26 protein-coding genes are annotated in these 23998 nt (G+C 67.7%); 15 read left to right on the plus strand and 11 right to left on the minus strand.

Translation table 11 applies throughout. The annotated features are described in order from the left end of the window. Positions 1-75 precede the first annotated feature (75 nt). From malQ to QQ25_RS18060, 4 genes are all read left to right on the plus strand, one after another. Complete coding sequence (malQ, locus tag QQ25_RS18045; protein WP_039380307.1) at positions 76-2247, plus strand: 4-alpha-glucanotransferase; 2172 nt, start codon at positions 76-78, stop codon at positions 2245-2247. A gap of 79 nt (positions 2248-2326) precedes the next feature. Continuing rightward, positions 2327-2737, plus strand: a complete 411-nt coding sequence (locus tag QQ25_RS18050; protein ID WP_039321019.1) for a hypothetical protein — start codon at positions 2327-2329, stop codon at positions 2735-2737. A gap of 98 nt (positions 2738-2835) precedes the next feature. Next, positions 2836-3735, plus strand: coding sequence for a metal-dependent hydrolase (locus QQ25_RS18055; protein ID WP_039380240.1), 900 nt, complete (start codon positions 2836-2838; stop codon positions 3733-3735). 11 nt (positions 3736-3746) lie between these two features. Further along, complete coding sequence (locus tag QQ25_RS18060) at positions 3747-4871, plus strand: PDR/VanB family oxidoreductase (RefSeq protein ID WP_201774247.1); 1125 nt, start codon at positions 3747-3749, stop codon at positions 4869-4871. A 4-nt stretch (positions 4872-4875) separates the two neighbouring features. Here QQ25_RS18060 and QQ25_RS18065 read toward each other — a convergent pair whose 3' ends face one another. Beyond that, complete coding sequence (locus tag QQ25_RS18065) at positions 4876-5373, minus strand: NUDIX hydrolase (protein WP_039380311.1); 498 nt, start codon at positions 5371-5373, stop codon at positions 4876-4878. Positions 5374-5676: 303 nt separating this feature from the next. Between QQ25_RS18065 and QQ25_RS18070 the strand changes: the two genes are divergently transcribed. Beyond that, complete coding sequence (locus tag QQ25_RS18070) at positions 5677-5976, plus strand: hypothetical protein (protein ID WP_039380241.1); 300 nt, start codon at positions 5677-5679, stop codon at positions 5974-5976. A 100-nt stretch (positions 5977-6076) separates the two neighbouring features. Next, the gene (locus QQ25_RS18075) at positions 6077-6847 is read left to right on the plus strand and encodes an SGNH/GDSL hydrolase family protein (protein WP_039380243.1); all 771 of its coding nucleotides are present in this window, start codon (positions 6077-6079) and stop codon (positions 6845-6847) included. Here QQ25_RS18075 and QQ25_RS18080 read toward each other — a convergent pair. Genes QQ25_RS18080 through QQ25_RS18090 form a run of 3 tightly spaced genes read right to left on the minus strand, consistent with a single transcriptional unit; the run spans position 6844 to position 8713 of the window. Beyond that, positions 6844-7236: a DUF732 domain-containing protein gene (locus QQ25_RS18080; RefSeq protein ID WP_039321030.1), complete on the minus strand. Its 393-nt coding sequence runs from the start codon at positions 7234-7236 to the stop codon at positions 6844-6846. The two genes, QQ25_RS18075 and QQ25_RS18080, sit on opposite strands and share 4 nt — an antisense overlap. A gap of 52 nt (positions 7237-7288) precedes the next feature. Continuing rightward, complete coding sequence (locus tag QQ25_RS18085) at positions 7289-7852, minus strand: hypothetical protein (protein ID WP_029109350.1); 564 nt, start codon at positions 7850-7852, stop codon at positions 7289-7291. 60 nt (positions 7853-7912) lie between these two features. Beyond that, complete coding sequence (locus QQ25_RS18090; RefSeq protein WP_039321035.1) at positions 7913-8713, minus strand: ketosteroid isomerase family protein; 801 nt, start codon at positions 8711-8713, stop codon at positions 7913-7915. Positions 8714-8800: 87 nt separating this feature from the next. Here QQ25_RS18090 and QQ25_RS18095 point away from each other — a divergent pair, with 87 nt between their 5' ends. From QQ25_RS18095 to QQ25_RS18105, 3 genes are all read left to right on the plus strand, one after another. Continuing rightward, on the plus strand, positions 8801-9187 hold the full coding sequence (locus QQ25_RS18095; RefSeq protein ID WP_039321037.1) for an Rv0313 family protein: 387 nt from the start codon (positions 8801-8803) through the stop codon (positions 9185-9187). Positions 9188-9300: 113 nt separating this feature from the next. Next, positions 9301-9738 (plus strand): hypothetical protein, encoded by a 438-nt coding sequence (locus QQ25_RS18100; protein WP_039321039.1) that lies wholly within the window; start codon positions 9301-9303, stop codon positions 9736-9738. Positions 9739-9844: 106 nt separating this feature from the next. Further along, positions 9845-11518: an acyl-CoA synthetase gene (locus tag QQ25_RS18105; protein ID WP_039380245.1), complete on the plus strand. Its 1674-nt coding sequence runs from the start codon at positions 9845-9847 to the stop codon at positions 11516-11518. 72 nt (positions 11519-11590) lie between these two features. Here the strand turns inward: QQ25_RS18105 and QQ25_RS18110 are convergent, their stop codons facing one another. Genes QQ25_RS18110 through QQ25_RS18120 form a run of 3 tightly spaced genes read right to left on the minus strand, consistent with a single transcriptional unit; the run spans position 11591 to position 14086 of the window. After that, complete coding sequence (locus tag QQ25_RS18110; protein ID WP_039321050.1) at positions 11591-12049, minus strand: SRPBCC family protein; 459 nt, start codon at positions 12047-12049, stop codon at positions 11591-11593. Between the two features lie 19 nt (positions 12050-12068). Next, positions 12069-13253, minus strand: coding sequence for a cytochrome P450 (locus QQ25_RS18115; protein WP_052235901.1), 1185 nt, complete (start codon positions 13251-13253; stop codon positions 12069-12071). Next, complete coding sequence (locus QQ25_RS18120) at positions 13250-14086, minus strand: mycofactocin-coupled SDR family oxidoreductase (RefSeq protein ID WP_039380246.1); 837 nt, start codon at positions 14084-14086, stop codon at positions 13250-13252. The genes QQ25_RS18115 and QQ25_RS18120 overlap by 4 nt, the downstream gene beginning before the upstream one ends. 115 nt (positions 14087-14201) lie before the next feature. On the opposite strand from QQ25_RS18120, the gene QQ25_RS18125 reads away from it, so the two are divergent. The 5 genes from QQ25_RS18125 to QQ25_RS18150 all read left to right on the plus strand — a co-directional run bounded on the left by QQ25_RS18125 (position 14202) and on the right by QQ25_RS18150 (position 19616). Further along, positions 14202-14807 (plus strand): TetR/AcrR family transcriptional regulator, encoded by a 606-nt coding sequence (locus QQ25_RS18125; protein WP_082017597.1) that lies wholly within the window; start codon positions 14202-14204, stop codon positions 14805-14807. Further along, the gene (locus QQ25_RS18130) at positions 14804-16312 is read left to right on the plus strand and encodes an AMP-binding protein (RefSeq protein WP_039380248.1); all 1509 of its coding nucleotides are present in this window, start codon (positions 14804-14806) and stop codon (positions 16310-16312) included. Before QQ25_RS18125 ends, QQ25_RS18130 begins: the two co-directional genes overlap by 4 nt. Before the next feature lie 404 nt (positions 16313-16716). Then, positions 16717-17277 carry a hypothetical protein gene (locus QQ25_RS18140; RefSeq protein WP_039321059.1) on the plus strand — a complete coding sequence of 187 codons (561 nt, stop codon included), beginning with the start codon at positions 16717-16719 and terminating at the stop codon, positions 17275-17277. Between the two features lie 6 nt (positions 17278-17283). Continuing rightward, positions 17284-18615, plus strand: a complete 1332-nt coding sequence (locus tag QQ25_RS18145; protein ID WP_039321061.1) for a Dyp-type peroxidase — start codon at positions 17284-17286, stop codon at positions 18613-18615. Then, positions 18612-19616, plus strand: coding sequence for a hypothetical protein (locus QQ25_RS18150; RefSeq protein WP_039380251.1), 1005 nt, complete (start codon positions 18612-18614; stop codon positions 19614-19616). Before QQ25_RS18145 ends, QQ25_RS18150 begins: the two co-directional genes overlap by 4 nt. Before the next feature lie 14 nt (positions 19617-19630). Here the strand turns inward: QQ25_RS18150 and QQ25_RS30850 are convergent, their stop codons facing one another. The 3 genes from QQ25_RS30850 to QQ25_RS18165 all read right to left on the minus strand — a co-directional run bounded on the left by QQ25_RS30850 (position 19631) and on the right by QQ25_RS18165 (position 22158). Beyond that, positions 19631-20701: a DUF7159 family protein gene (locus QQ25_RS30850; protein ID WP_131546192.1), complete on the minus strand. Its 1071-nt coding sequence runs from the start codon at positions 20699-20701 to the stop codon at positions 19631-19633. A gap of 117 nt (positions 20702-20818) precedes the next feature. Continuing rightward, positions 20819-21361 carry a nuclear transport factor 2 family protein gene (locus tag QQ25_RS18160; protein WP_052235903.1) on the minus strand — a complete coding sequence of 181 codons (543 nt, stop codon included), beginning with the start codon at positions 21359-21361 and terminating at the stop codon, positions 20819-20821. Then, positions 21358-22158, minus strand: coding sequence for an SDR family NAD(P)-dependent oxidoreductase (locus QQ25_RS18165; protein ID WP_039321068.1), 801 nt, complete (start codon positions 22156-22158; stop codon positions 21358-21360). The genes QQ25_RS18160 and QQ25_RS18165 overlap by 4 nt, the downstream gene beginning before the upstream one ends. Before the next feature lie 96 nt (positions 22159-22254). Here QQ25_RS18165 and QQ25_RS18170 point away from each other — a divergent pair, with 96 nt between their 5' ends. Beyond that, on the plus strand, positions 22255-23517 hold the full coding sequence (locus QQ25_RS18170; protein WP_039321070.1) for a spinster family MFS transporter: 1263 nt from the start codon (positions 22255-22257) through the stop codon (positions 23515-23517). Between the two features lie 6 nt (positions 23518-23523). Here the strand turns inward: QQ25_RS18170 and QQ25_RS18175 are convergent, their stop codons facing one another. Then, positions 23524-23919: a DUF4267 domain-containing protein gene (locus QQ25_RS18175; RefSeq protein ID WP_039380252.1), complete on the minus strand. Its 396-nt coding sequence runs from the start codon at positions 23917-23919 to the stop codon at positions 23524-23526. Positions 23920-23998 lie beyond the last annotated feature (79 nt).

A 23998-nucleotide genomic window follows, 5' to 3' on the forward strand; every position in this document is an offset into this window, starting at 1 on the left:
CGTGGCGCATGGGACGGGGCGCTGTCCGGCCGTGTCAACTGACACGATCGCGTTGTGGGCACCAAGATTGACGCCATGACCGCTTCGTCATCGGCCCTGCTGGAGTTGGCCCGCCGCTATGGCGTGGCCGCCGAGTTCGACGATTGGACCGGCCGGCGCACCGCTGTCTCTGAGTCCACGCTGGTGGCCGTGCTGGATGCGCTCGGCGTCCCGGCGGGCACAGAAGCCGACCGCATCGATTCCCTGGCTGCCCACGACCGCCAGTACTGGCAACGCTCTCTGCCGCCCATCGTGCTGGGCCGGGCGACAGTGGCGTCGAGCTTCTGGGTGCATGTCACCCACGGGGCTCCGGTCGACCTGACGCTGCTCCTGGAGGACGGCACCGAGCGCACCGGTCTGCGGCAGCTGGAGAACAACCGCGCCCCCTACGACCTCGGGGACCGGTTGGTCGGCGAGGCCACCTTCGAGCTGCCCTCCGATCTCCCGCTGGGCTATCACCGGCTGCGGTTGCGGGCCGGCGAGCGTCACACCGATGAGCGCTCGCACGAAGAGCGTTATACCGAGACCCCGGTGGTGATCTCCCCCGCCACACTGGAATTGCCGGCCAGGCTGGGCCGACGCCGGGCCTGGGGCCTTGCCGTCCAGCTCTACAGCGTTCGATCCAAAAACTCTTGGGGCTCAGGCGATCTCACGGATCTGACCGACCTTGCGGTGTGGTCGGCAGCCGAGCACGGGGCCGGCTTCATCCTGGTCAACCCACTGCATGCGGCCGCCCCCGTCGCCCCGATGGAGCCTTCGCCGTATCTGCCCACGTCCCGGCGCTTCGGCAACCCGCTCTATCTGCGCGTGGAAGCCATCCCGGAGTACGCCGCGGTCCGTGGCCGCGGCCGCCTACGGGCGCTGCGCGCCGGGCTCGACAAACGCGCCGACCGTCACCCGACCATCGACCGCGACGCGGCCTGGCAGGCCAAACGCACCGCGCTGGAGCAGGTGTACCGGGTCGAGCGCTCGGCAGGCCGAGAGGTGGCGTACGCCGCCTACCGCACCCGCCAGGGCCGCAGCCTTGAGGATTTCGCGATCTGGTGTGCGCTGGCCGAACAGTACGGGCCCGATTGGCATGACTGGCCCGAGGCGCTGCGGCATCCGGCCAATCCGGAGGTCGCCGCGTTCGCCGCGGCCAATGCGCACGCCGTCGACTTTCATCGGTGGCTGCAGTGGGTGCTCGACGATCAACTCACCGCCGCCCAGGCCACGGCGGCACAGGCCGGCATGGAACTCGGCGTCATGAGCGACTTGGCGGTGGGGGTCGATCCCGACGGCGCCGACGCCTGGGCGTTGCAGGATGTGCTGGCGCTCGGAGTGACCGCGGGCGCACCGCCGGATGAGTTCAACCAGCTCGGGCAGGACTGGTCGCAGCCGCCGTGGCGACCCGACCGGCTCGTCGAGCAGGGCTATGAACCGTTCCGCGCAGTGGTCAACATGGCGCTACGGCATTCCGGCGGTGTGCGTATCGACCACATCATCGGCATGTTCCGGCTGTGGTGGATCCCGAAGGGGGCCGCACCCACCGAGGGCACGTACGTGCGCTACGACCACGACGCGATGATCGGCATCATCGCGCTGGAGGCACATCGGGCCGGCGCCGTGGTGGTCGGCGAGGATCTGGGCACTGTCGAACCGTGGGTGCGCGATTACCTGCGGGAGCGAGGCCTGTTCGGCACCTCGATCCTGTGGTTCGAGTCCGACGGCTCAGGAGATCCCCTGCCCGCCGAACGCTGGCGCGAGTATTGCCTGTCTTCGGTGACCACTCACGATCTGCCGCCGACGCCCGGATATCTGGCGGGCGAGCACGTGCGGTTGCGCGATGAACTGGGTCTGCTGACCCGGCCCGCCGATCAGGAGTTGGCCGCGGACCGCGCCGCCCAGGCCGCCTGGTTCGCGGAGTTGCGCCGGGCCGGCCTGCTCGGCCCGGAGCCGGACACCGACGAGATCGTGTCGGCGCTGTACCGGTATCTGGGCCGCACCCCGTCAAAACTGCTGGCGCTGTCCCTGGCCGATGCGGTCGGCGAGGTGCGTACCCAGAATCAACCGGGAACGACCGACGAATACCCGAACTGGCGGATTCCGCTGGCCGGTCCGGACGGTCGCCGGCTGCTGCTCGAAGACGTGTTCTCCGATGTTCGGGCAGCGGCGTTGTGCGACGTGATGAGGTCGATCACCGCCCATCCCGGCCAGGCCGGGATGTAACGCCCGGGGTGTCTGCTCCGGTTTCACATTCGTCACAGCTGCGATATGTTCGCAAACGCCCCCGACTGACGGAGTTCACGTGAAGAAGCTTGTTGCGCTCGGCGGCGGTCTGCTCGCCGCCGGTTCGATCGCCCTGTTGGCCGCAGGTACCGCCACCTCACAGCCGACGTCGGCATCGATCAACGTCGTCGGCGAGCCGTACATGAAGGCGCTGGCGATCCTGAAGAGCCAGGGCGTCAAGGCCACGTTCGGTGGGTCGTTCGGCAGCGCCCTGCCGCAGGCCGAGTGCCTGGTCGATTCCCAGAAGGTCAACTCCAGCGGAAAGATGATCCTGACGCTGGACTGCAGCGAGGCCGCGGCCGAGCAGTCCGCCGACTCCGCCGTTCCGGGCGGCCCGAGGGTGGGCAGCAACGGTGTCACCACGGTGACGCCGACGCCGGTGGTTCCGATCGCCGGGGCACCGGGCGCGGGCACCCCACCGCCCGCCTGATCTGACGCCGACCTGACCCGACACGGGTAACCCGGTACCGCCGTTCCCACCTAAATCCGTACACTACTGAGAGTCCACTCATCCCAGGGAGGCTCTCGATGCTGCGTCCGTTGCGGTTCGACCACGAGATCGATCCGGGCCCGGTACAGATCCAGGCTCGCAAGGTGCATTTCGATCTCGACAACATCCCGCTGCACTGGATTCCCGGCCATCCGGTGGCCTCGTCCATGGTGAACCTGTTCAATGTGGTGCTGCCGATGGCCGAGCACTGGTTCGTCGCGACGTTCAACGAAGCACTGCCGTACGTGCGCGATCCCAATCTCGCCGACGACATGCGTGGCTTCATCGGCCAGGAAGCCACCCACGCCGAGACGCACGATCAGGTGCTCGAAGAGTTCCTGACCAACCACGGTGTGGATTACCGGCCAGTCATGTCGCTGGTGGAGCATGTGTTCACCCGGACCCTGGCACCCACCGACTCGACGGATCCGCGCCGCAGGCTGTCCGACCTGTGCGACCGGCTCTGGCTCATCGCGGCCATCGAGCACTACACCGCGGTGCTGGGCGACTTCGTGCTGAACTGCTCGTGGGAGGACTACGACGCGGACCCGACGATGACGGATCTGTTCCGCTGGCACGGCAGCGAAGAGGTCGAGCACCGCAGCGTCGCCCACGACGTCGCGATGTACTTCCAGCCCAGCTATTTCAGCCGGGTGCGGGCAATGTCGATCGCGGCGACCGCGGTCTATTTGTTCTTCCAGCGCGGCTGCTGGGCGATGGTCAAGAGCGACCCGACCCTCGACATCGGCTGGTGGCGGATGAACAGGATGCGGATGCGCGATTCCAAGCTGGGACTGCTGCCGAAGTTCTCCCGCATGTTCGGCACCAACACGCTGGCCTACTGCCGACCGCGCTTCTCACCGGAGGAGATGGGGTCGACGGCGCAGGCGGTCGCATACCTGGCCAGCTCGCCCGCGGCTCGGGCCGCCCACCTGTGACGGGCACGGGTATGCCGAATCTGTCACTGATATCCCGATACCGCCGGATACCGCCGAGCATCTCGGGCCGTTTCCGCCATGATCCGATGCTCGGTGCCGCCGACGTGGCCATCGCCACCATCTGGACGGTCGGCCGGTTGGTGCGCCGGCCCGCCCCGCCACCTGAGCTGGATCGCACAATCGTTCTGACCGTGACCGACCGGCAGGTGGTCGCCCACGATCAGGATGTGGTCGCCCTGACTCTTGCTGCCGCGGACGGCGGCGAGCTGCCGCGGTGGTATCCGGGCGCGCATCTCGACCTGCACCTGGCCAGCGGACGGGTCCGGCAGTACTCGCTGTGCGGCGACCCCGCGGTCGCCGACAGTTATCGAATCGCGGTGCGGCGCATCCCCGATGGCGGCGGCGGCTCGGTCGAGGTCCACGACAGCCTGCAGGTCGGCAGCCGAGTGAGCACCCACGGCCCGCGTAACGCGTTCGCCCTGGCGGTTCCCGGCCATGGGTCACCGACGCAGCGGTTCCGCTTCATCGCCGGCGGAATCGGCATCACCCCTATCCTGCCGATGCTCGGGTTGGCCGCACGGCTCGGTGTCGACTGGTCGATGGTGTACGTCGGGCGCAGCCGTGACAGCCTGCCGTTCCTGCGTGAGCTCGCCCGGTTCGGCGACCGCATCGAGATCCGCACCGACGATGTCCACGGCCTGCCGAGCGCCGGCGATCTGCTGGGCGACTGTCCCGGCGGCACCACGGTGTACGCGTGTGGCCCGGCCCCGATGCTGACCGGGATCCGGGCGGCGCTCACCGGCCGTGGCGACGTCGAACTCCACTTCGAAAGGTTCGCGGCCCCACCGGTTGTCGACGGCGCCGAATTCTCGGTGTCCGTCGCCTCCACCGGGGCCACGGTGACCGTCGGAGCCGACGAGACGCTGCTTGCCGCGCTGGGCCGGGCGGGGGTGAACGCGCCGTATTCATGCCAGCAGGGGTTCTGCGGGACCTGCCGGGTTCGCACCGCGCCGGGCTCCGACGGGATTGTGCAGCACCGGGATACGTTGTTGACCGACCCGGAGCGCGACGCGGGCTATCTGCTGACCTGTGTGTCGCGAGCGGAGGCCGGCCAGCGGCTGACTCTCGATCTCTGAGTCACTAGCCGCCGTCGGGGCGGCCCTCTCCGTAGCCGGCAAGTTCCGGCGCGGCCATCAACTGGTCCAGCAGCGGACGCTGTCCACTCAGCAACTTGGCGCGTGCCGCGGCCACCGAAACCCAAGCGACACGATCGATTTCAGGAAATTCGACCAACCGGCCCGAACCCTTGGGCAACTCAACGGTGAAGGTGTTGCTCACCGCCGCCGCGGCGTCGAAGTCCCCGCGCACCGCGAACGCGGTGACGACCTTGCCTCCCGCCTGGCGTATCGGGAGGAGGTCGATCCGCGGTCCCGGGGGCGGCGGGGCACCGAGTTCCTCGGTGAACTCCCGCTGCGCCGCAAGCCAGGGGTCTTCCCCATCGGCGTACTCCCCCTTGGGCACCGACCACGCCCCCGCATCCTTGCGGGCCCAGAACGGTCCCCCAGGATGGGCGATCAGCACCTCGACATCGGTTCCGGCGAGGCGGTACAGCAATACCCCGGCGCTCAGTTTGGCCACGGGTTGCACGCTACGCGGCGACGCCATTGCGCCGACACGGGTGGCGTGAACCACTTTGCCACAACCGGGTAATCCGGATCACTCCCGAACGCGGTGCGGCGGCTCCGTGAGCGGAGCCCGGAGGTCTGGTTCCCGAGTGTGACGCAGCACTCGTCAACCTTTTCGGACAGCCGGAATTTTATTTGTGAACTCCCGGTTAACTCCTATGTAACACCTAAACGGACTAGCGAAGACGCCCCGCGGACATTGCGCTGCCGGTGCGCCGGGTGCGACACAAAAGAACAGCGAAAGAAGGCACCAAAGATGATGAGACTCGGATTTGCTACAGCACTCGCGGGCGCCGCGGCGGCAGCCGTGGTCGGCCTGGCTGCACCGGCACAGGCCGCACCGACCGGCCCGGGCAATGCCCAGCAGACCATCAGCGAACTGCAGGCCCAGGGCTACCAGGTCGTCGTGAACCACGTCGGCTCCACCCCGCTGGACAAGGCCTCGGTGGTGGCGGTGCGCCCCGGACAGACCTACACCCGGACAGACTCCGGTAACCCGGGCGACAGCTTGCAGACCAACGTTGTCAACAAAACGATTTACGTGGACGTGAAGTAAGTCCAAACTTCGTGAAACATCAAGGAGGGGCGCCCTTTTGGGCGCCCCTCCGACGTGTCCGGGTGCAAAGCCCGATTCCGGGCGCGCTAGAGTCGCCGACGTGCGACGTTTCGCCCGGTATGTCGCCCTCGGCGACAGCCAGACCGAAGGACTGTGGGATGGCGACGACACCGTCGGCCTGATGGGTTTCGCCGATCGGCTCGCGGTGCGCCTCGACGGGCTGTATCCAGGTTTGGGCTATGCCAATCTCGCCATTCGCGGCCACCGTATCGGGGATGTGCTGCATACCCAGTTGCCCACGGCCCTGTCGATGCGCCCGGACCTGGTCACCGTCTGCATCGGGATGAACGACGTGACGCGGCCCGGCCGTTCGTTCATGCGGGCGTTGGGCGATCTCGAGCGCGTCTACCGCGCTCTCGCGGAATCCGGGGCCACGGTCGTCACGACCACGTTTCCCGACATCACCCAAATCCTGCCGGTGGGGCGACTACTCGGAAAGCGAGTGGTCCAGATCAACGACGCGATCAGGGACGCCGCCGAGCGGTACGGGTTTCATCTCGTCGATCTGTACTCGGCACCCTCGATGTGCGAACCCGAAACCTGGAGTCCCGATCGGGTGCACGGCTCAGCGAAGGGACACGGCCTCTTCGCCGCAGCAGCCGCCGAGGCGCTCGGACTGCCTGGCAGCAACCATGATTGGGCGCTGGCCACCGGGCCGGATCAGACTCAGTCGTTTCGGTCCCGGGCCTACTCGCAAGTGTTGTGGACGCAGAACATGCTCATGCCATGGCTGTGGCGTCACCTTCGCGGCCAGTCCGGCGGCGCCGGACGCTCACCCCGGCGGCCCGCCCTGATGTGCCTGAGCGCCTAACCGAAGCCGAGGATCGACCACGCGAGATCGGCCGGGCCACCCGTGAGGTTGCCCTCGCCGGCCTTGGCGACCATCGCGGGGCAGAACGTCGAGATCGCGATTCCGGTGAACATCGTGGCCGGACCGAGCGACATCCCGCCGGTGTCGGCAACTTTGGCGGCCACATCGGCGGCATTCTGGCCCGGCTCGGCGAGCATCGGGCACACCGACTGCCCGAGCGCCACGGCCTGAGCCGGATCGGCGGCTCCCACTCCTGCCTGGCTCAGCGCATCGACGAAGCTCTGGTCGATCGGATCGGCATGGGCGGGTGCGGCGATGGCGACGGCGGCGAGCCCTGTCGCCACCGACGCCGCGACCGCTCGACCGATCCGGATCACGTTGCGCTGCATGGCTGTAATGGTACGGGGCGGCTCGGCATGCCCCTGCGGTCAGGGCCCGGTGTCAGATCCCGCCCCAGGCGGAGTCGAGTTCCTTGGCGACGTCGATCACCTTGGCCTGCTCCGATTCCGGACTGTCGATCTCACCGGCCACGTGTGCGGCGATGAACCGTTTGATCTCCGCGTCGACTCCGGCCAGGATGCGGAGCACCTCGGCGCGCAGCGATTTCGAGGTGACGTGGATCGAGATGTCGGACGGGCGCGGTTTCTTGACATCGAGGATCAGCAACAGCGGCTCGGCCGCCAACGCCGAAGCCCGCAGGGCGATCTCGCCGAACACCATGAACTTGGGCCGGTCGATCCGCAGGTCGATCACCATGTCGATCTCCAGCGGGATCCGGATGGAGAACGTGATGGTTTCGCCCACGATGCGGCTCACCCGCGGCTTTTGGATCTTGACCCGAGCGGTGACCTTGGCGATCTTGCCCGGGCCCTGGGCGATCGGGCCCAATTCGAACTCGTCGCCCGCGATCGCCCCGATGGCGTCGCCGACCCGGTCCTCGGATACGGCCACCTCGAAGAATCGGCGACCGAATTCCTCGTAGGTGATGTAAGCGTGATCAGCCATGATCCCTCTACGGTCTCACGACAGGGTGCGGGGACGGTGACGCCGGGCCGGTACGACTGTTCACGTCGCGTCGGCGAAGTGCCGCAACCGGGTGACGGCGCGCGGCCCCCGACCGAGCTCGGCGATCAGTACGGCCCGGTGTCCGTCGCGGTCCAGGCCGGCCACCACGCTCGACCCGGAGGCGATCATCTTGCGCCAGGACGCACCCGCGGTGCGCTCCACCAACCCTGATGTGCTCAACGGCTCGTCGTCACCGGAACGTATGACGGCGTCCGCACCCAGCCGGCGTTGCACCGCCACCTCGTCGCCGCCGCACAATTCGTCGAACAGGCCCGCGATCAGGCGCTTGCCCGACCGCCCGGCACCGGTCATTCCCTTGGCGAAACCGAGCGAGCCCGCCGGGCCTTGGTTGCGCAGCAGCGCACCGGCCAGCCGCAGCCCGACCGGCAGTGCGCCGGCGCCGGCTGAGGCGAATTGGCGGATCATCGACGGCAGCTCCCAGTACGCCTGCAGTTCGGCGATGCGCGGGCCGGCGGGCGCCGGGACGACCGCGTAGCGCAGGTACGCCGGAATCCGCATGGTGACCGACGGGCTCATGGCGACCTCGAGTTCGAGATCGCGGATCACGGTGGAGCCGCTGACGATGTCGGCGTCGCGGTGAAAGGTGATGTCGCGCGGGGCGATGAAGGTGTCGTAGAACCGCTCGATCTGCGCGGCTCCGCGGTGTGGCCGTGAGCCCACCGGGTCCTCGACCGTTCCGCCGGCAGCGAACAGTCCGACCCATCCCTGCCGGTCGTGTGTGCCCGCTGCCTGCGGCGACAACTCGACGGTGCCCAACAGCTCGTCCCGTGTGAAGACCATATGGATCGTTTACCATCCCGCCCGGCGCCGCGTGCGCGCACACTGGTGTTTGGACATGTTTTACCCACAACCACCGAGGAGAGCGCAATGAGTGGCAGTGGACCGTTCGGCTTCGACCCCGAGGATTTCGATCGGGTGGCCCGCGAGGCCGGCGAGGGGTTGCGCGACGCCCTCGACGGATTGGGCAAATTCTTGGGCAATCCCGGACAGGGTGCCGGCTGGGCTGGGTTGCTGGATGAGGTGACGCGGTTCTCCCGGCCCAGGACCGAACCCGAGACCACCGGCGAGAAGGGCGACGGGGTGTGGGCGATCTACACCGTCGATGACGCCGGCGGTGCCCATATCGAGGAGGTCTTCCCCAACGAGCTCGAGGCCCTGCGGGCCAATGCGAGCAACACCGATCCGGGCCGGCGGGTGCGGTTCTTGCCGTACGGCATCGCGGTCAGCGTGCTCGACACCGATACCGGTGAGTAACAACGGCGCCAAATGCCGACTGCTCGCCGCACCGACCGGCTAGGATTCTGGCCCAAAGTCAACGAACTGGCCCGCCTCATTCGACAAGCGGCCGGCAATGCTGAGGGTGGAACATGATTCGCGAACTCTTCGGTGCAACAGCGGTCGCCGCGGCCGCACTGGCAACAGCGCTCTCGGCGGCACCGGGTGCCTTCGCCGACGACAACACCAACATGTACCCGGACAATCCGGGCCGCTACCCCACCGATGTGCCGGGGATGAGCTATGAGGCATCCAACGGCGCGCCGTGCTTCAGCTGGGAGCGCAACGTATTCGGCCGCGGGCCGGGCGGCACGGCCATGCAGTGCAAGTGGATTCCCAACCAGTGGCCGCCGGTCTACACCGGCTTCTGGACCTACGCGTATCCGTTGAACGGCGTGCAGGAGATCGGCTCGCCGTGTCCGGGCCCGCAGGAGGCGGCACAGTCCCCCGACGGCCGGCCGATGCTGTGCCTCGGCGCGCAGGGCTGGCAGCCCGGAGTGCTGACCGGGGACGGGTTCTTCCCGGTCTGACACGTACCCCCCGGGGTCTGAGGCGCGGGTCACACACCCCCGGCCATACAGCTAAGCGATGCATGTATGGTCGTGGGGCCCGAATTCCGCGCACATCAGGAGTGCCATGAGCGCCGACGTGAAGTTCGATCTGTCCACAGTGTTCTCCACGGTCGCCAAGGCCGTACCCGATCAGACCTTCCTGGTGTGGCGGGACCGCCGCTTGAGCTACGCCGAGTTCGACGCCCGCGTCGAAGGCTTCGCCCACTACCTGGTCTCGGCGGGTCTCGGCGCGCACACCGAGCGCGACGCGCTGGCCGGTCACGAGTCGGGTCAGGACCACCTCGGCATCTACCTGCGAAACGGCAACGAGTACCTCGAGTCGATGATCGGCAGCTACCGCGCGCGGGTGGCACCGTTCAACGTCAGCTACCGCTACGTGGAAGAGGAACTCCTCTACCTGCTGAAAGATTCGAACGCCCGGGCGGTGATCTTCAACGCCGAGTTCGCGCCACGGGTGGCCGCCATCCGCGATCAACTGCCGAACCTGCAGGTGCTCATCCAGGTCGCCGACGAATCGGGCAACGACCTCCTGCCGGGTGCGGTCGATTACGAGACGATCCTGCAGACCTCTGCCCCGGAGGCCGGCATGCCGACCCCGTCCGGCGACGACCTCTACGTCCTCTACACGGGCGGCACCACCGGCATGCCCAAGGGCGTGCTGTGGCGTCAGCACGACATCTTCCTGTCCTCGATGGGTGGGCGGCCGTTCGGCAGCGACACCTTCATCGGGTCGTACGACGAACTCGCGGAGCGGGCCCGCACCGCAGGCGGTGGATTGTCGCTGCTGATGATCCCGCCGTTCATGCACGGCGCCGCGCAATGGGCCGCCTACAACGCCATCACGATGGGCGGAAAGCTCGTGATCCCCGACGATGTGGTGCGGATGCGCCCCGACAACGTGCTGACACTCGCCGCACGCGAGCGGGTGCTGAGCATCCCGGTTGTGGGCGACGCGATCGCCCGGCCGCTGATCGACGAGATCGAGAAGGGCGATTACGACCTGTCCGGCCTGTTCACCATCAGCAACGGCGGCGCACCGCTGTCACCGACCGTGCGTGAGCGGATCTTGGCCGCGCTGCCGCATCTGATGCTGCTCGATGCAGTGGGGTCCTCGGAGTCGGGCACCCAGATGAGCACCGCTTCCACGGCGGGCACCGATTCCGAGGCGGCCACCTTCAACGCCCAGTCCGACACCGCTGTGGTGTCCGAAGATCTGTCTCGGGTGCTCGGCCCCGGCGAGGGCGGCGGCTGGCTGGCGCGGCGCGACCTGATCCCGCTGGGCTACCTGGGGGATGCGGCCAAGACCGCACGCACATTCCCCACGATCGACGGAATACGCTGGGCGGTTCCTGGCGATCGGGCAAACGTGTTGGAAGACGGGCGTATTCAGCTTTTGGGCCGTGACTCGGTGACCATCAACTCCGGCGGGGAGAAGATCTTCGTCGAGGAGGTCGAGCGTGCCATCGCCGCGCACCCCGCCGTGTACGACGTGGTGGTGGTCGGCCGGCCGTCTGAGCGTTGGGGCAGCGAGGTGGTGGCCGTCGTGCAGTTCGCCGAGGGCGCCTCGGCGACCGACGAAGAACTTGTGACGGTGTGTGAGAGCGCGATCGCGCGCTACAAGATCCCGAAGGCGTTCATCCGGTCACCGCAGATCGTGCGCTCCCCCGCGGGCAAGGCCGATTACCGCTGGGCCAAGTCGGTGGCCACCGTGCACGCCGAAGCGGTCAGCGCCTCGTAGCCCGAGATCGCTCCAGATCAACGCTGTGGTCGTGGAAACCGAATTCCGCGACCACGGCGTTGTTTTCGAATACTAGGCAGCGAACAGCTTCGCAATCGCGGCGAGCATCGTGGTGTGGGCGGCGACCGCCTGCTCCACGGTGAGCGGCAACAACGGCCTCGGCGCAGTGATGGTCAGCTCCTCGGTGATCCGCGTCCCGGTCTCGGTCGGTGCGAAGTCCACCCGGCTGTCCAGCTGCACCTGCGGAAACTGGCGGGCCCGGGCTCGCACCGGACCCGCGGCGGGGACGATGAGCCGAGCCCGGTAGGTGATCGGGAGTGCCAATGGCCCCAACGGGATTCGATCTCGCACCCGATAGTCCTGACGGTACCCGTCGGGCAGGTCCACCCGGGATTCGCCGCGGACCCACTGCACCAGCGGGTGCACCTGCGAAATGTTGTCCAGGTCGACGTAGAAGGCCCGCACCCGATCCGGCGACGCCGGTACCTCTCCGCTGACCCTGCGCCGCGCCTGCCCGATCCACCAGCTCACGGTGCCCAGTTCACCACAGTCAGCTGACGACGATGCGCAATTGATCCCAACCGCGGACCGTCGATGTCGGCGCCAGTTTCGCACTGTCGTAGTCGATCTCCCATTCGGGGAACCGGTTGAGCAGTTCGTCGAGCGCGACGCGGCCCTCGAGGCGGGCCAGATTGGCGCCCAGGCAGTAGTGCAGACCCTTGCCGAAGGTCAGGTGGCTGACGTTGTCGCGATGGATGTCGAACGTGTCGGGATCGTGGTAGCGGCGCGGGTCGCGGTTGGCCGCGCCGAACAGCAGCAACATCGCACTGCCTGTCGGCACCTTGGTACCGTCGTACTCGAAATCTCTTGCGAGCCAACGTGCCACGTGTGGACCGGTGGGTTCGAAGCGCAGGGTCTCGTCGACGGCCCTGGTCAGCAGTGACCGATCCTGCTCCACCTCGCGACGCTGGTCGGGATGTTCGGCGAGCACTTTGGCCAGCCAGCCGATGAGCCGGCCGGTGGTCTCGTTGCCGGCGCCGGCCACCACCTGGGTGTAGTGCAGGACTTCTTTGCGCTCCAGCTTGCGGGTGACTCCGAACTCGTCGGTGAACTCGACGTTGAGCAGCGCCGTCATCAGATCGTCGGAGGGGTTGTTGGCCCGCCATTCGACGTAGTCGGCATAGATACGGCCGTCGGCGATCCGGTCGGCCTGCACGACCTTCATCGGCGCCCCCGGCTTGGTCCGCAGATTGGCGTCGTTGGCATCACGAACACCAATCTGCTCGGATTCCGGTATGCCGAGCAGCATTCCGATCACCCGCATCGGCATCATCGAGGCCAGTTCGGCGATGATGTCGAATCCGCCCGAGCCGATCAACGGGTCGAGGCAGCGCACACAGAACTGCCGGATCTGGTCCTCGATCTCGGCCATCCGCCGCGGCGTGAACACCCGCGACATCAAGCCGCGCAGCAGGGTATGCATCGGCGGGTCTTCGAACATCATCACGCCCGGCGGCATGTCGAAGTCGGACTTCACCAGTTCAAGAATGTCACTTCGGCTGTTGGAGAACGTTTCCCAGTCCGACAACGCCCGCTCGACGTCGGCGTGCCGGGACAGCGCCCAGAAATCGTAGCGCTCGTTGTGGTAAATCGGGGCCTCGTCGCGCAGCCTGGCGTAGACGGGGTAGGGATCGGCGACGATGCCGATGTCGTACGGGTCGTAATAGAGCGTCATTTCAGACAGCTGCCGGCATCGACGGGAAGGGTGACCCCGGTGATGTAGCGGGCCTCGTCCGACGCCAGGAACAAGACCGCATTGCTGATGTCGTCGGGCGTGACCCAAGGGATCGGCAGCATGTGGAATGTCTGACAGATCGGGGCAAGGTCGTCCGGCCCTGGGTTCTCCAGGTCCGGCCGGAACATCCGATAGGTCGTCTCGTTCATCAGCATCGGGCTGTTGACGTGGGTCGGATGTACCGAATTCACCCGGATCGAGTGCTGACCCAACTCGACGGCGAAGCTGCGCATCAGCCCGACGACACCGTGCTTGGCCGCGACGTAGTGCCCGGTGAACGGGTAGGCCTTGGACCCGGCAACCGAGCTGGTCAGGATGATCGAGCCACCGCGTCCCCCGGCGAGGATATGGGGCACACCGGCTTTGACGGTCTTCCAGACACCGCTGAGGTTGACGTCGATCATCTCCTGCCAGAGGTCCTCGTCCATCCGGTCCAGCTTCACCCCGGTGGTCCCGATACCCGCATTGGCCGCGATGATGTCGAGGCGCCCCAGTTGCTCGACTCCACTGTCGACCGCGTCCTTGAGGGCGCCGAAATCGCGCACGTCGACCTCGGCGGTGACGATGCGCCGCCCGATGTTCTTGACGAGGTCTGCGGTTTCGGCGAGGTCTTCGGCCGTCGCGCCCGAGGCCGGTGACCGGTCGAACGTCGCGCAGATGTCCACCGCGATGACGTCGGCGCCTTCGGCGGCCAGCCGCACGGCATGGCTGCGCCCCTGCCCGCGTGCCGCTCCCGTGATCAGTGCGACCTTGCCGTCGACCCGTCCAGTCATCGCCCACCTTCATCGCCAAGGGCAGGTGCCGCCACACTGCCGACATTGGGCGATCGCCCAATAACTACACTCGGGCCATGTCTAGCAGCTGTTGCCGCGCGGGGTCAAGGGTGCGATGAGCCCGCAGAGATCCGCCGGGCAGGCCGCACCCGGACGCGAATCGACCACCCGCCGGGCCCTGATCCGGGCCACCGCCCAGGTCATGCTCGACGAGGGATACGCGGCGGCGACGTCGCGGCGGGTCGCGGCGCAGGCCGGCGTGAAACCCGCTCTCGTGCACTATTACTTCCCCAGCATGGACGACCTCTTCGTCGCGGTGCTGCGGGCGGGCGCCGACACCAACCTCAGTGCGCAGCAGGAGGCCTTCGCCGAGGACGGTCCCCTACACGCACTGTGGGAGCTCAACAGCGCCCAGGGTGCGGCCTTGTGGATGGAGTTCATGGCCCTTGCCAACCACCGCAAGGCCATCCGTAGCGAGATCGCCGGCTATGCCGACAGGTTCCGTGAGCTCGAGGAGGCCGCGATGGCGTCAGCGCTGCGAGCCCACGGGGTCGATACCGACGAGTTCCCGCCCGTGGTGATGTCGATGATCGTGGCGAGCCTGGCCCGCATCCTGGTGCTCGAACAGGGGCTCGGCATCAGCCGAGGCCATACGCAGGCTCAGGATTTCGTGCGGCGCTATCTGGACCGGTTCGAACTTCCCCCGGGCGATCCGGCATGAGCCTTCTGCACGAGTTGATTTCGACGGCCGCCGGCAATGCCCCGCAGCGGCGGGCCATCGTGACCGACGACGGCACCACCGCGACCTTCGCCGAGTTCGACCGCCAGATCCGCGGCGTCGCGGGCTGGGTGTCCGCGCGGACCGCTCCGGGCGACCGGGTGGCCGTGGTCGCCGACAACAGCGCCGCCTACGCCCAGCTGTATTACGCCGTGCCGCGCAGTGGCCGCGTACTGACCCTGATCAACCAGCGTCTCAGCCCGACCGAACAGGCCGCGCAGTTGACCACCGCCGCGCCCTCCCTGCTGCTCGGCGACGAGCGTTACCTGTCGGCCGTGCCCGGCAGCGCGGCGCCGGCCGTCGCGTTCGAATCGGCACAGTGGAAGGCCGCATCCGCAAGCGCTCTCCCTTTCGAGGATGCCGCCGGACCGGACGACCCGGCCTGGCTGCTCTTCACCAGCGGCTCCACTGGGATTCCCAAAGCTGTTGTGCACAGCCACCGTTCGATACTCACCGCGGTGTGGGGATCGGTCGAGGGCCGCTCCGTGACGCCCGGCGGGGTCTACCTGCTGCCGTTCCCGATGTGCCACATCGCCGGGTACAACATGTTGGTCCAGCACGCGGTCACCGCCACCGTCGTCCTGTGCGGGCAGTTTCGCCCGGAGAGTTTCGCGCAGCTGGTTCGCGGCCACGCGGTGACCTCGTGCTCGTTGGCGCCGACCATGTTGCATGCGCTGCTCGGGTACCTCGACCGCACCGGAACCGATTTGCCCACCCTCACCTCGATCGCGTACGGATCTGCCGCGATGCCGCTGGATCTGCTGCGCCGCGCGATCGACAGACTCGGAGTCGACTTCCACCAGGGGTACGGGATGACCGAAACCGGCGGGAACATCACGTTTCTCGGCCCCGACGATCACCGGGCCGGAACCACGGACCGACCAGAATTACTCACGAGTGCCGGCTATGCGCACCAGGATGTCGAGATCGGAATCGCCGCGCCGTCAGGGGATCTCCTGCCGTCCGGGCAGGTGGGTGAGATCGTGGTGCGCGGCGCGCAGGTGACGCCCGGCTACTGGCCCGACGGTGTCAGTACCGAGGGCGGTTGGCTGCACACCGGCGACGTGGGCCGAACCGATGCTGACGGAAGGCTGTTCGTGGTCGACCGGCTCAAGGACATCATCGTCACCGGCGGTGAGAACGTGTCCTCCCGCGAGGTCGAGGACGCGCTGTCCGATCACCCGGCAGTCGACCAGGTGGCCGTGGTCGCCGTGCCCGACGACTACTGGGGTGAAGCGGTCTGCGCGGTGGTCGTCGCGGCTCACGGATGCCAACCGACCGCCGAGGAACTGATCGGCCACGTGCGCGGCACGATAGCGGGTTTCAAGCGACCGCGGTTGGTGCTGTTCGCCGAGGCGCTACCGCTGACCGGCAACGGCAAGGTCGCCAAGGACCGGGTTCGCGCCTTCGCTCGCGCCGCCGTTCAAGGTGGTGCCGAGAACTCGTAGCAGACCGGTCCGCCGAGAAGTTCGCCCGCACAGCGCGGGTCATCGCAGCCGTCATCGCAACCGACGGCATGGCGAGGCACTGGATCGGCACGTTGGGTCAGGCGTGCGACACCGGCACCGCTACCCCACCGATAGATGCCGAGGCAGCCATCGCCACGGCAATCGTTCTCCTCAATCTCGGGACGATCGCCATCGTTAACCCCATCCCCGGCGAAGCATCCCCGGAGATGGCCGTGGCCAACCCCTCAGACGGCCGCGACACAACGGACGATACGCCGAGTGCAGGCGTTTGCCGGGTTTTCCGCGACATATCGGGGTAAATTTGACAAGCCGTCCTGCCATGCCCATTCCGGACGCGTTGGGCCGCTTCTGTTCAATTTTACGAAATCCAGCTGGAGGCCCAAATGACTACGCCAAATCGTGACTGGACCAAGCCGGCCGCAATGGCGATTCCGCCGGAAGGCTATTTCGAGCTCGAGCAAGGCCGGTACGGCCCTACCTATCCGAGAACGCCTGCCTGCCACGGGTTCTCGATCATCGCTAAGGTGAAAGAGGGTCGTGAGGAGGTGGTGCGCGCGTACGGCAAGCAAATTGAGGCCGCGGTCGCCGCCAGCCCGGAAGTGCTGGCGCCGCTGCGGCTGCATTATTTGCGTTGGGTACTTTTCGACGTCGGATCGGGCCTGCATTTCCAATACCAGGGCATCTTCGACACCGATTTCGACAAGTACACCGAGGATGCGGTGCAATTGTTCAGCAGTACGGGAATCACAACGGTGTTCACGAATCTGGAGGGGTTTCCCGACGATTGGAAGGAGAACCCCGGAGCTTTCATCGAGTTCGTCCGTGCGCATCAGGTCCCGAGCTTCCTGGAATATGGCGAGTACCCGTACGTGACCGCCGATGAGATCAAGAAAGCGCTGCGGCTCAAGGCCGCCTTCTCCACCATGCTCGATCAGATGCAGTAGCCGGCCGTGCTCGAGTTAGACGAGATCCAGCACATTCTGCTGACCCGCACCCCGGCCATCACCGGGCGCTACGAATTCCTGACGTTCGACACCCCGGAGGGCGGCCGGGCCTGGGTTACCGCACTGCTCGACAAGGTGTCCTCGGCAGCGGCGGCCGTAGCCGCCATGGAGGAATCCGACCGCTGGGTCACACTGGCGTTCACCTGGACCGGATTGCGGGCGCTCGGCCTCGACGAGGAATCGCTGGCCACCTTTCCGGCGGCATTCCGGGAAGGCATGGCGCACCGGGCCACCATCCTCGGGGACACCGGCGAGGCCGCACCCGAACACTGGTTGGGTGGCCTGGCCGGTGCAGATCTTCATGCGATCGCGATCCTGTTCGCGCGCACCGACGAACAGTGCCGCCGCTCCATCGAAGAGCACGACAAGCTGCTGGCCAGAACCGACGGCGTGCGCAGTCTGTCCTACCTCGACCTCAACGCGACCCCGCCGTTCAACTACGCACACGACCACTTCGGGTTCCGTGACCGGTTGTCGCAACCGGTGATGAAGGGTTCCGGTGAGGAGCCGACACCGGGTTCGGGCGACCCACTGGAGCCCGGTGAGTTCATCCTCGGCTACCCCGATGAGGACGGATCCGTCCCCGATCCGCCCAAGCCGGAGGCGCTTTCGCGCAACGGCAGCTACCTGGCCTACCGCAGGCTCGCGGAGCATGTCGCACTGTTTCGGGACTACATACGTGAACGGTCGGATTCTCCCGAGGGCGAAGAACTGCTGGCTGCGAAGTTCATGGGTCGCTGGCGCAGCGGCGCTCCCCTGGTCTTGGCGCCCGAGCACGACGATCCCGAGTTGGGCGCAGATCCCATGCGCAACAACGCTTTCGATTACAAGCAGATGGACCCTTTCGGCTATGCCTGCCCGCTGGGATCGCATGCGCGCCGGCTCAATCCACGCGATACCGCGCACTACATGAATCGGCGGCGGATGATCCGGCGCGGCGCCACGTACGGTGCGGCCCTGCCGGACGGCGCACCCGATGACGGTGTGGATCGCGGGATCGCGGCATTCATCATCTGTGCCGACCTGGTGCGCCAGTTCGAGTTCGCGCAGAACGTCTGGATCAACGACAAGACGTTTCACGAACTCGGCAACGAGCACGACCCGATCTGCGGCACCCAGGACGGCACTCTGGACTTTGCCGTCCCGAAACGTCCGATACGTAAGGTACACAAGGGGATTCCCGCTTTCACCACACTGCGCGGCGGCGCCTACTTCTTCCTGCCGGGCATGTCGGGACTACGCTTCCTGGCCACCGGCGGCGGACAGGCAACGTCATGACCGGTGCGCGCACCTACAACCAGACCCACATCCCCCGCCGTCACGACGGGCGCCGCCGGATCAGCATCTACTGGACCTGGAGCTACCCGTGGGAAGCCCAGCGCGATCCGGCTGCCATGGAGAACCGGTTCTCCACCATGACCGAGGTTCGCAATGTGCTGTGGCCGGCGTACGAGACCCCCGAATACGCTGCAGCGTCATTCCTGCAGGGCATCGCCGGCACGCTGGAGTTGTTCCACCGTTCGACGCTGGCCTTCCAAGAATTGGCGGGTGAGGTCACCGGGCATCCGGTGGCCGTCTTCCAGCGGATCGATCAGGCCGGCTACCACCTTCCGATCGATGAGCGGGTTCTCGACGATTGCGACACCCTCATGGTGTTCGGCCTCGACCACATCCTGTCCGAACAACAGGCCGCCCCGGCCGAGGTCGACGCGATCCGTCGCTGGCTACAGCGTGAGGGCACCTGCCTGCTGCTGGCGCCGCACCACGATGTCGGTGACACCGACGACTTCACCAGGCGCCAGGTCGAATACCTGCATCACGGAGATCCGCTGGTGCCACGGCAACAGCGCTTCGGGCAATACACCCGTTCGCTGATGGCGGCGCTCGACGTCCCCGTGCTCAACGTCTGGGGGCTACGTCCGGCTGTCGTCGCGGGCACCACGGAGATCGCACCGTTGACGGCTCTACGCGATCTGGACTCCCCCGGGTTGCTCGCCGATGTCAGCACCTTCAATTTCCACCCACACCTACCGCACTATTCACTCACCGCACCGGAGAGCAGCACACTGCGGGTGCTGGGGCGCCAACTCGTCGACCCCACCCGGCCGCATCCGTTCACAGCGTCGGGCGACTCCGAGTTCAACGCGCTGGTCTGGCTACCCCCGACCGCCGCTCGGGCCGGCGATATCGTCCTGGTCGATTCCACCAATTTCACGACATTGTTCGGCGGCACCGACAGTCTCAGACATTTCTGGAACAACCTGGCGACCATGCCGTAATTCGGTCGGAGCCCCTACGGCATCGCGCCGAGGAACCACAGGCCCGCGGGCGCAGGTGCTGGCGCCGGTGCGGGCACTGGCGCAGGTGCGGGTGGCGATGCGGGCAGGGGCAGTGCGGGCTGTGGCAGCGCCGCCGGGCCGGGCGCCGGATCTGTCGCCAGGTGCGGTGCGGCTGCCGGCGCGGCGCCGATCGGACCGGTGACAGCCGCCGGAATGTGCTGCACCGGGGCCGCACCGGCAGGGACGGCGAGCGCGACGGGCTGCTGGACCGGACGCGGATCGACGGTCGCCTGCGCGACGGCCGGCACCGACTCCCGGACAACCGGAATCGCTTGGGGTACCGGCGATTCGGCATGGGCTACGGGTTGAACTGGTTCCGCCGCGGTTTCCACCGCCGATGCCGCAGGTTCGACCGGTTCGGCGATCGGTGTCCTGGCGGCCCGCTCGGCCACGAACTCCTCCTCGGGCAGCGCCACCGATCGGGTTGCCTCGCGCGGCGTGGCGACTGTGACGAGCTGAGGTTCCGCAGCCGCGGTGATGGCACCGTCGTCGGCTGCCGGGCCCGGCACCGGTTCGACGTACTGCGACCCCACCGTGAGAAGACCGGCGGCAATCGCCGCGGCAGCAGCGGCCGCTGCCCGCGCCGCTGTGTACCTGCGGGGCGCGACAACCCGAACCGCGACAGGTCTGGGCGCCCGGGCGACCACGTCGGTGGCGACGGCGAGCGCAGCTGACCGGGCGGCCCGCAGACGCACGGCCGCCCCGATGTCGTCGGGGTCGGTCGTGGCGAACGGTTCGGGCACGACGCGCACGTCGTCGAAGCCCGCGCCCGCAAGCAGGTCGAGAAGTTCGGCCATGCGGTCGTCCTCGGCGGCGCATACCCCGATCGAGGCCACATGCTGACCGCTGGAGGCCGCGATGGCCTGCGCACTGCGGGCCGCGGCGGCGGCCCGGGCAGCCAGCTGATCGGCGGAGTCGACGTCAAACGCATCGTCATCGAGCGGGGTCGCGTCGGCGGAGCGGCGGTCGCAGAGTGCCCAGGCGATGCCGTGCGAAGTCATCGACAGGCCCAGCACTGCCTTCACCCGGTGACCTCGATTTCCCTCGCGCGACCCGACCGCGACGAGCGTAAGCCGCGCCGCGGGGATCGGCATCCCGTGGAAGCGATCGGTAACCGTGTGGGCACCCAGAATTCATCTGGGTCAGCTCGCGGGCTCTCCTGCCACGCCTGCGGTCAGCAGCCGATGCGCCGCAGGATCACCGTTGAGCAGGCGGCTGGACCGCCGGGTGATCTGCCAGTGCCCGTCCGTGCGCGCCAGTTCGAAGTGATTGGCCGTTGCCCGCCACACCACATACTCACTGGAACCGTCCGGGGTCTCGCGACGGACCAGCACCAGCGACTCACACACGGCCACCGCGGTGTCGGCGTCGACCGTGACCACGGCGGGGCCGAGAAAGTGACTGCAGCCCGAGGCCACCAGGGCACGGTGCGACGACGAGCTGACCATCGCGTGGACATCCGCGCGGCCGGCCATCGTCCAACCCTCGACCTCATAGCGACCGTCGGGTGCCCACAGTGCAGCGGTCCCGTCGGCGTCGGCGGCGTCCACCTGCGGGCCGTAGGGCGCGATCAGCCGGGCGATGTCGCGTTCGTCCTCGAGGCGACGCAGCCGCGCCTCGAGCGCGGCCACGTCGGACGCCGCGGTCCCGGATGTCGCGGCCCCGGATGTCGCCTCGAATGTCATTGCGGCGCCCGCGCATTGATCAGGTTGCGGATGGCGGCGTCGGACTTCAGCACCACCTGGGCCCGGTCGGGCGCGCTGTTCATCTCGGCGCGGCCGGCGTTGCCGCCGGCCACATGGACCGGCCCCGCACCGAGGTGGTCCAGGCCCTCGCGGGCAACCTCGGCGGGGTCGTTGATGCGCATGCCCGGCGCCTCGAAGTTCAGGCCGGCGCGCTGCATCGCCGGGGTACGGGTCACGCCGAGCACCAGTTCCAGCACATCGACGTTGTACTCACGCAGTTCCAGCCACAGGCTCTCGGCGAACAGCCGGCCATAGGCCTTCACCCCGCCGTACACGGTGTGCCGCATCGACCCCGCATAGCCCGCCAACGAACCAACGAGCAGAATGCCGCCCCGCCCCCGCGCAGCCATCGGCCTGCCGAAATGCTGGACCAGCTCCATCATCCTGGTGACGTTGAGGTCCACGACCTTCTGGAACTCGGCCAGCGGCGCGTCCAGGAACCGTTCGCTGCAGGTGTTGGCGCCTGCGTTGTAGATCAGCAGACCGACGTCCAGATCAGCAGTCGCATCGGCGATCCGTGCGGTCGAAGCAGGATCCACCAGATCGACAGTCACCGTGCGCACCTGCACACCAACGTCACGGCACCGCTGCGCCGTGGCCTCCAGCGGACCGGCCTTGCGGGCCAGGAGCACCAGGTTGAAGCCGTCTTCGGCGAGCATGCGGGCGAACTCTGCGCCGACCCCCTCAGAGCCGCCGGCGATCACAGCCCATGGTCCGTATTTTCCAAGGTCGGTCATCCTTCGGATGCTATCTTTGGCCGCCGAGCTGCCCCGTCGTCGGGCGCTAAGGAGGCGATCATCGGCACGCACGCGGTTACCGGGTCCCCATCCGGCATGGGATGTCAGGACGTGCACGGGCCGCGGCGCGCGTGGGCGGCGGTCGGGCTGCTGACCGTGGTCGGCACCCTCAACTACGTCGACCGGTTCCTGCCCTCGGTGCTGGCCGAGCCGATCAAGCACGACCTCGCCCTGTCGGATACCGCGATCGGGGTGATCAACGGGTTCGGCTTCCTGATCGTGTACGCAGTGCTGGGCATCGCGGTGGCGCGGGTCGCCGACCGTGGCACGTACGGTGCGGTGATCGCGGCCTGCCTGACGCTGTGGGGCGGCATGACGATGCTCGGCGGCGCGGTGCAGTCCGGGTTTCAGCTCGCGCTCACGAGGGTGGGTGTCGCGGTGGGCGAGGCGGGCAGCACTCCGGCCGCCCACGCCTACGTGGCCCGCAATTTCGCCCGGGATCGCCGCGCCGCGCCGCTGGCGGTCATCACCCTGGCGATCCCGCTGGCCAGCGGTGCCAGCCTGATCGGCGGCGGGCTGCTGGCCGAAAGCCTTGGCTGGCGAACGGCTTTCGTGGTGATGGGCGGGCTCAGCGTGGTGTTCGCCCCACTGGTGTTGCTGGTGGTCGGTTCGCGTCAGGCACTGCCCGTCGCGAAGCCGAGAGAACACGTCGCGCCCGACGAGTGGTGGGCTCTGCTGCGCAAGCGCAGCTTCATGTGCCTGGTCGGCGGCACCGCGTTCATCGCGGCGGCCGGCTACTCGCTGACCACGTTCTCCCCCGCCTTCCTCATGCGCACACGTTCCATGTCGCTCAGTGACGTGGGGCTGGAGTACGGCGCGGCCACCGCACTGGCCGGTGTGCTGGGCCTGGTGATCGTCGGCCGGATGGCCGACCGGCTGGCCGTGCGCGATCCGCGCTGGCTGCTGTGGATCGTGATACTGACCACGGCCCTGCTGCTCCCGGCCTCGGTGTTGGCGTTCACCGTCGAAAGCCGCGCCGCCTGTGTGTGGTTCCTGGCGCTCAGCTACGTGATCGGCACCGCGTACATGGCGCCGTCGATCGCGGCGATCCACCGTCTCGTAGTGCCCGAGCACCGGGCGACCGCGTCGGCGATCTTCCTGTTCTTCAACGCCACGCTCGGTGCCGTCGGCCCGTTCGTCACCGGCCTGATCAGTGACACGCTGACCCCCGATCTCGGCGCCCACGCGCTGGGCCGCGCCCTGCTGGTGCTGGTTCCGGTGCTGCAGCTGCTGGCCATGGGCTGCTACCTGATGGCCACCCGTTGGTACCGCAGCGACATCGTCGAAACGGATAGGTAGCGGGCTCTAGCCTGCGGGCGTCGCCGTCGCGGGCTCGCGGCGGCGGGTGGCGCCCCACAGACCCACCGCGATGCCGACCACCGCTCCGCCGAGGCCGATGACCTGCTGCGAGCGTGGCAGCTGCTCGTGGACCGCAAGGCCGCCCAACAGGTCGGAGGCGTCAGCGCCGCCGGAGGCCAGGAACCATCCGCGGGTGTCCTTGCCGCGTAGGCCGGCGGCCAGCAGCAGTCCGCCGATCAGGGCATCGCGATACCCCATCGACCGCCACAGCAGCTGTGCGGTCGCATCAGGCAAATCCCGTGACCCCCATAGTTTGTCGGCCCGCTTCGGGTCGACAAGAAACGAGATGCCCGACGCGAATCGGATGGCACCGGCGGCCAGCGCGGCCCGGTCGATCGACATGTCGTGCAGCCTAGGACCTGGCGGCCCCCGCGGTCCGAACTCCTGAGAAATCTCCCAACCGGCTCCGGTGTCGCGACTT

It is taken from the genome of Mycolicibacterium setense (assembly GCF_000805385.1).
GTDB classification, from domain to species: Bacteria; Actinomycetota; Actinomycetes; order Mycobacteriales; family Mycobacteriaceae; genus Mycobacterium; species Mycobacterium setense.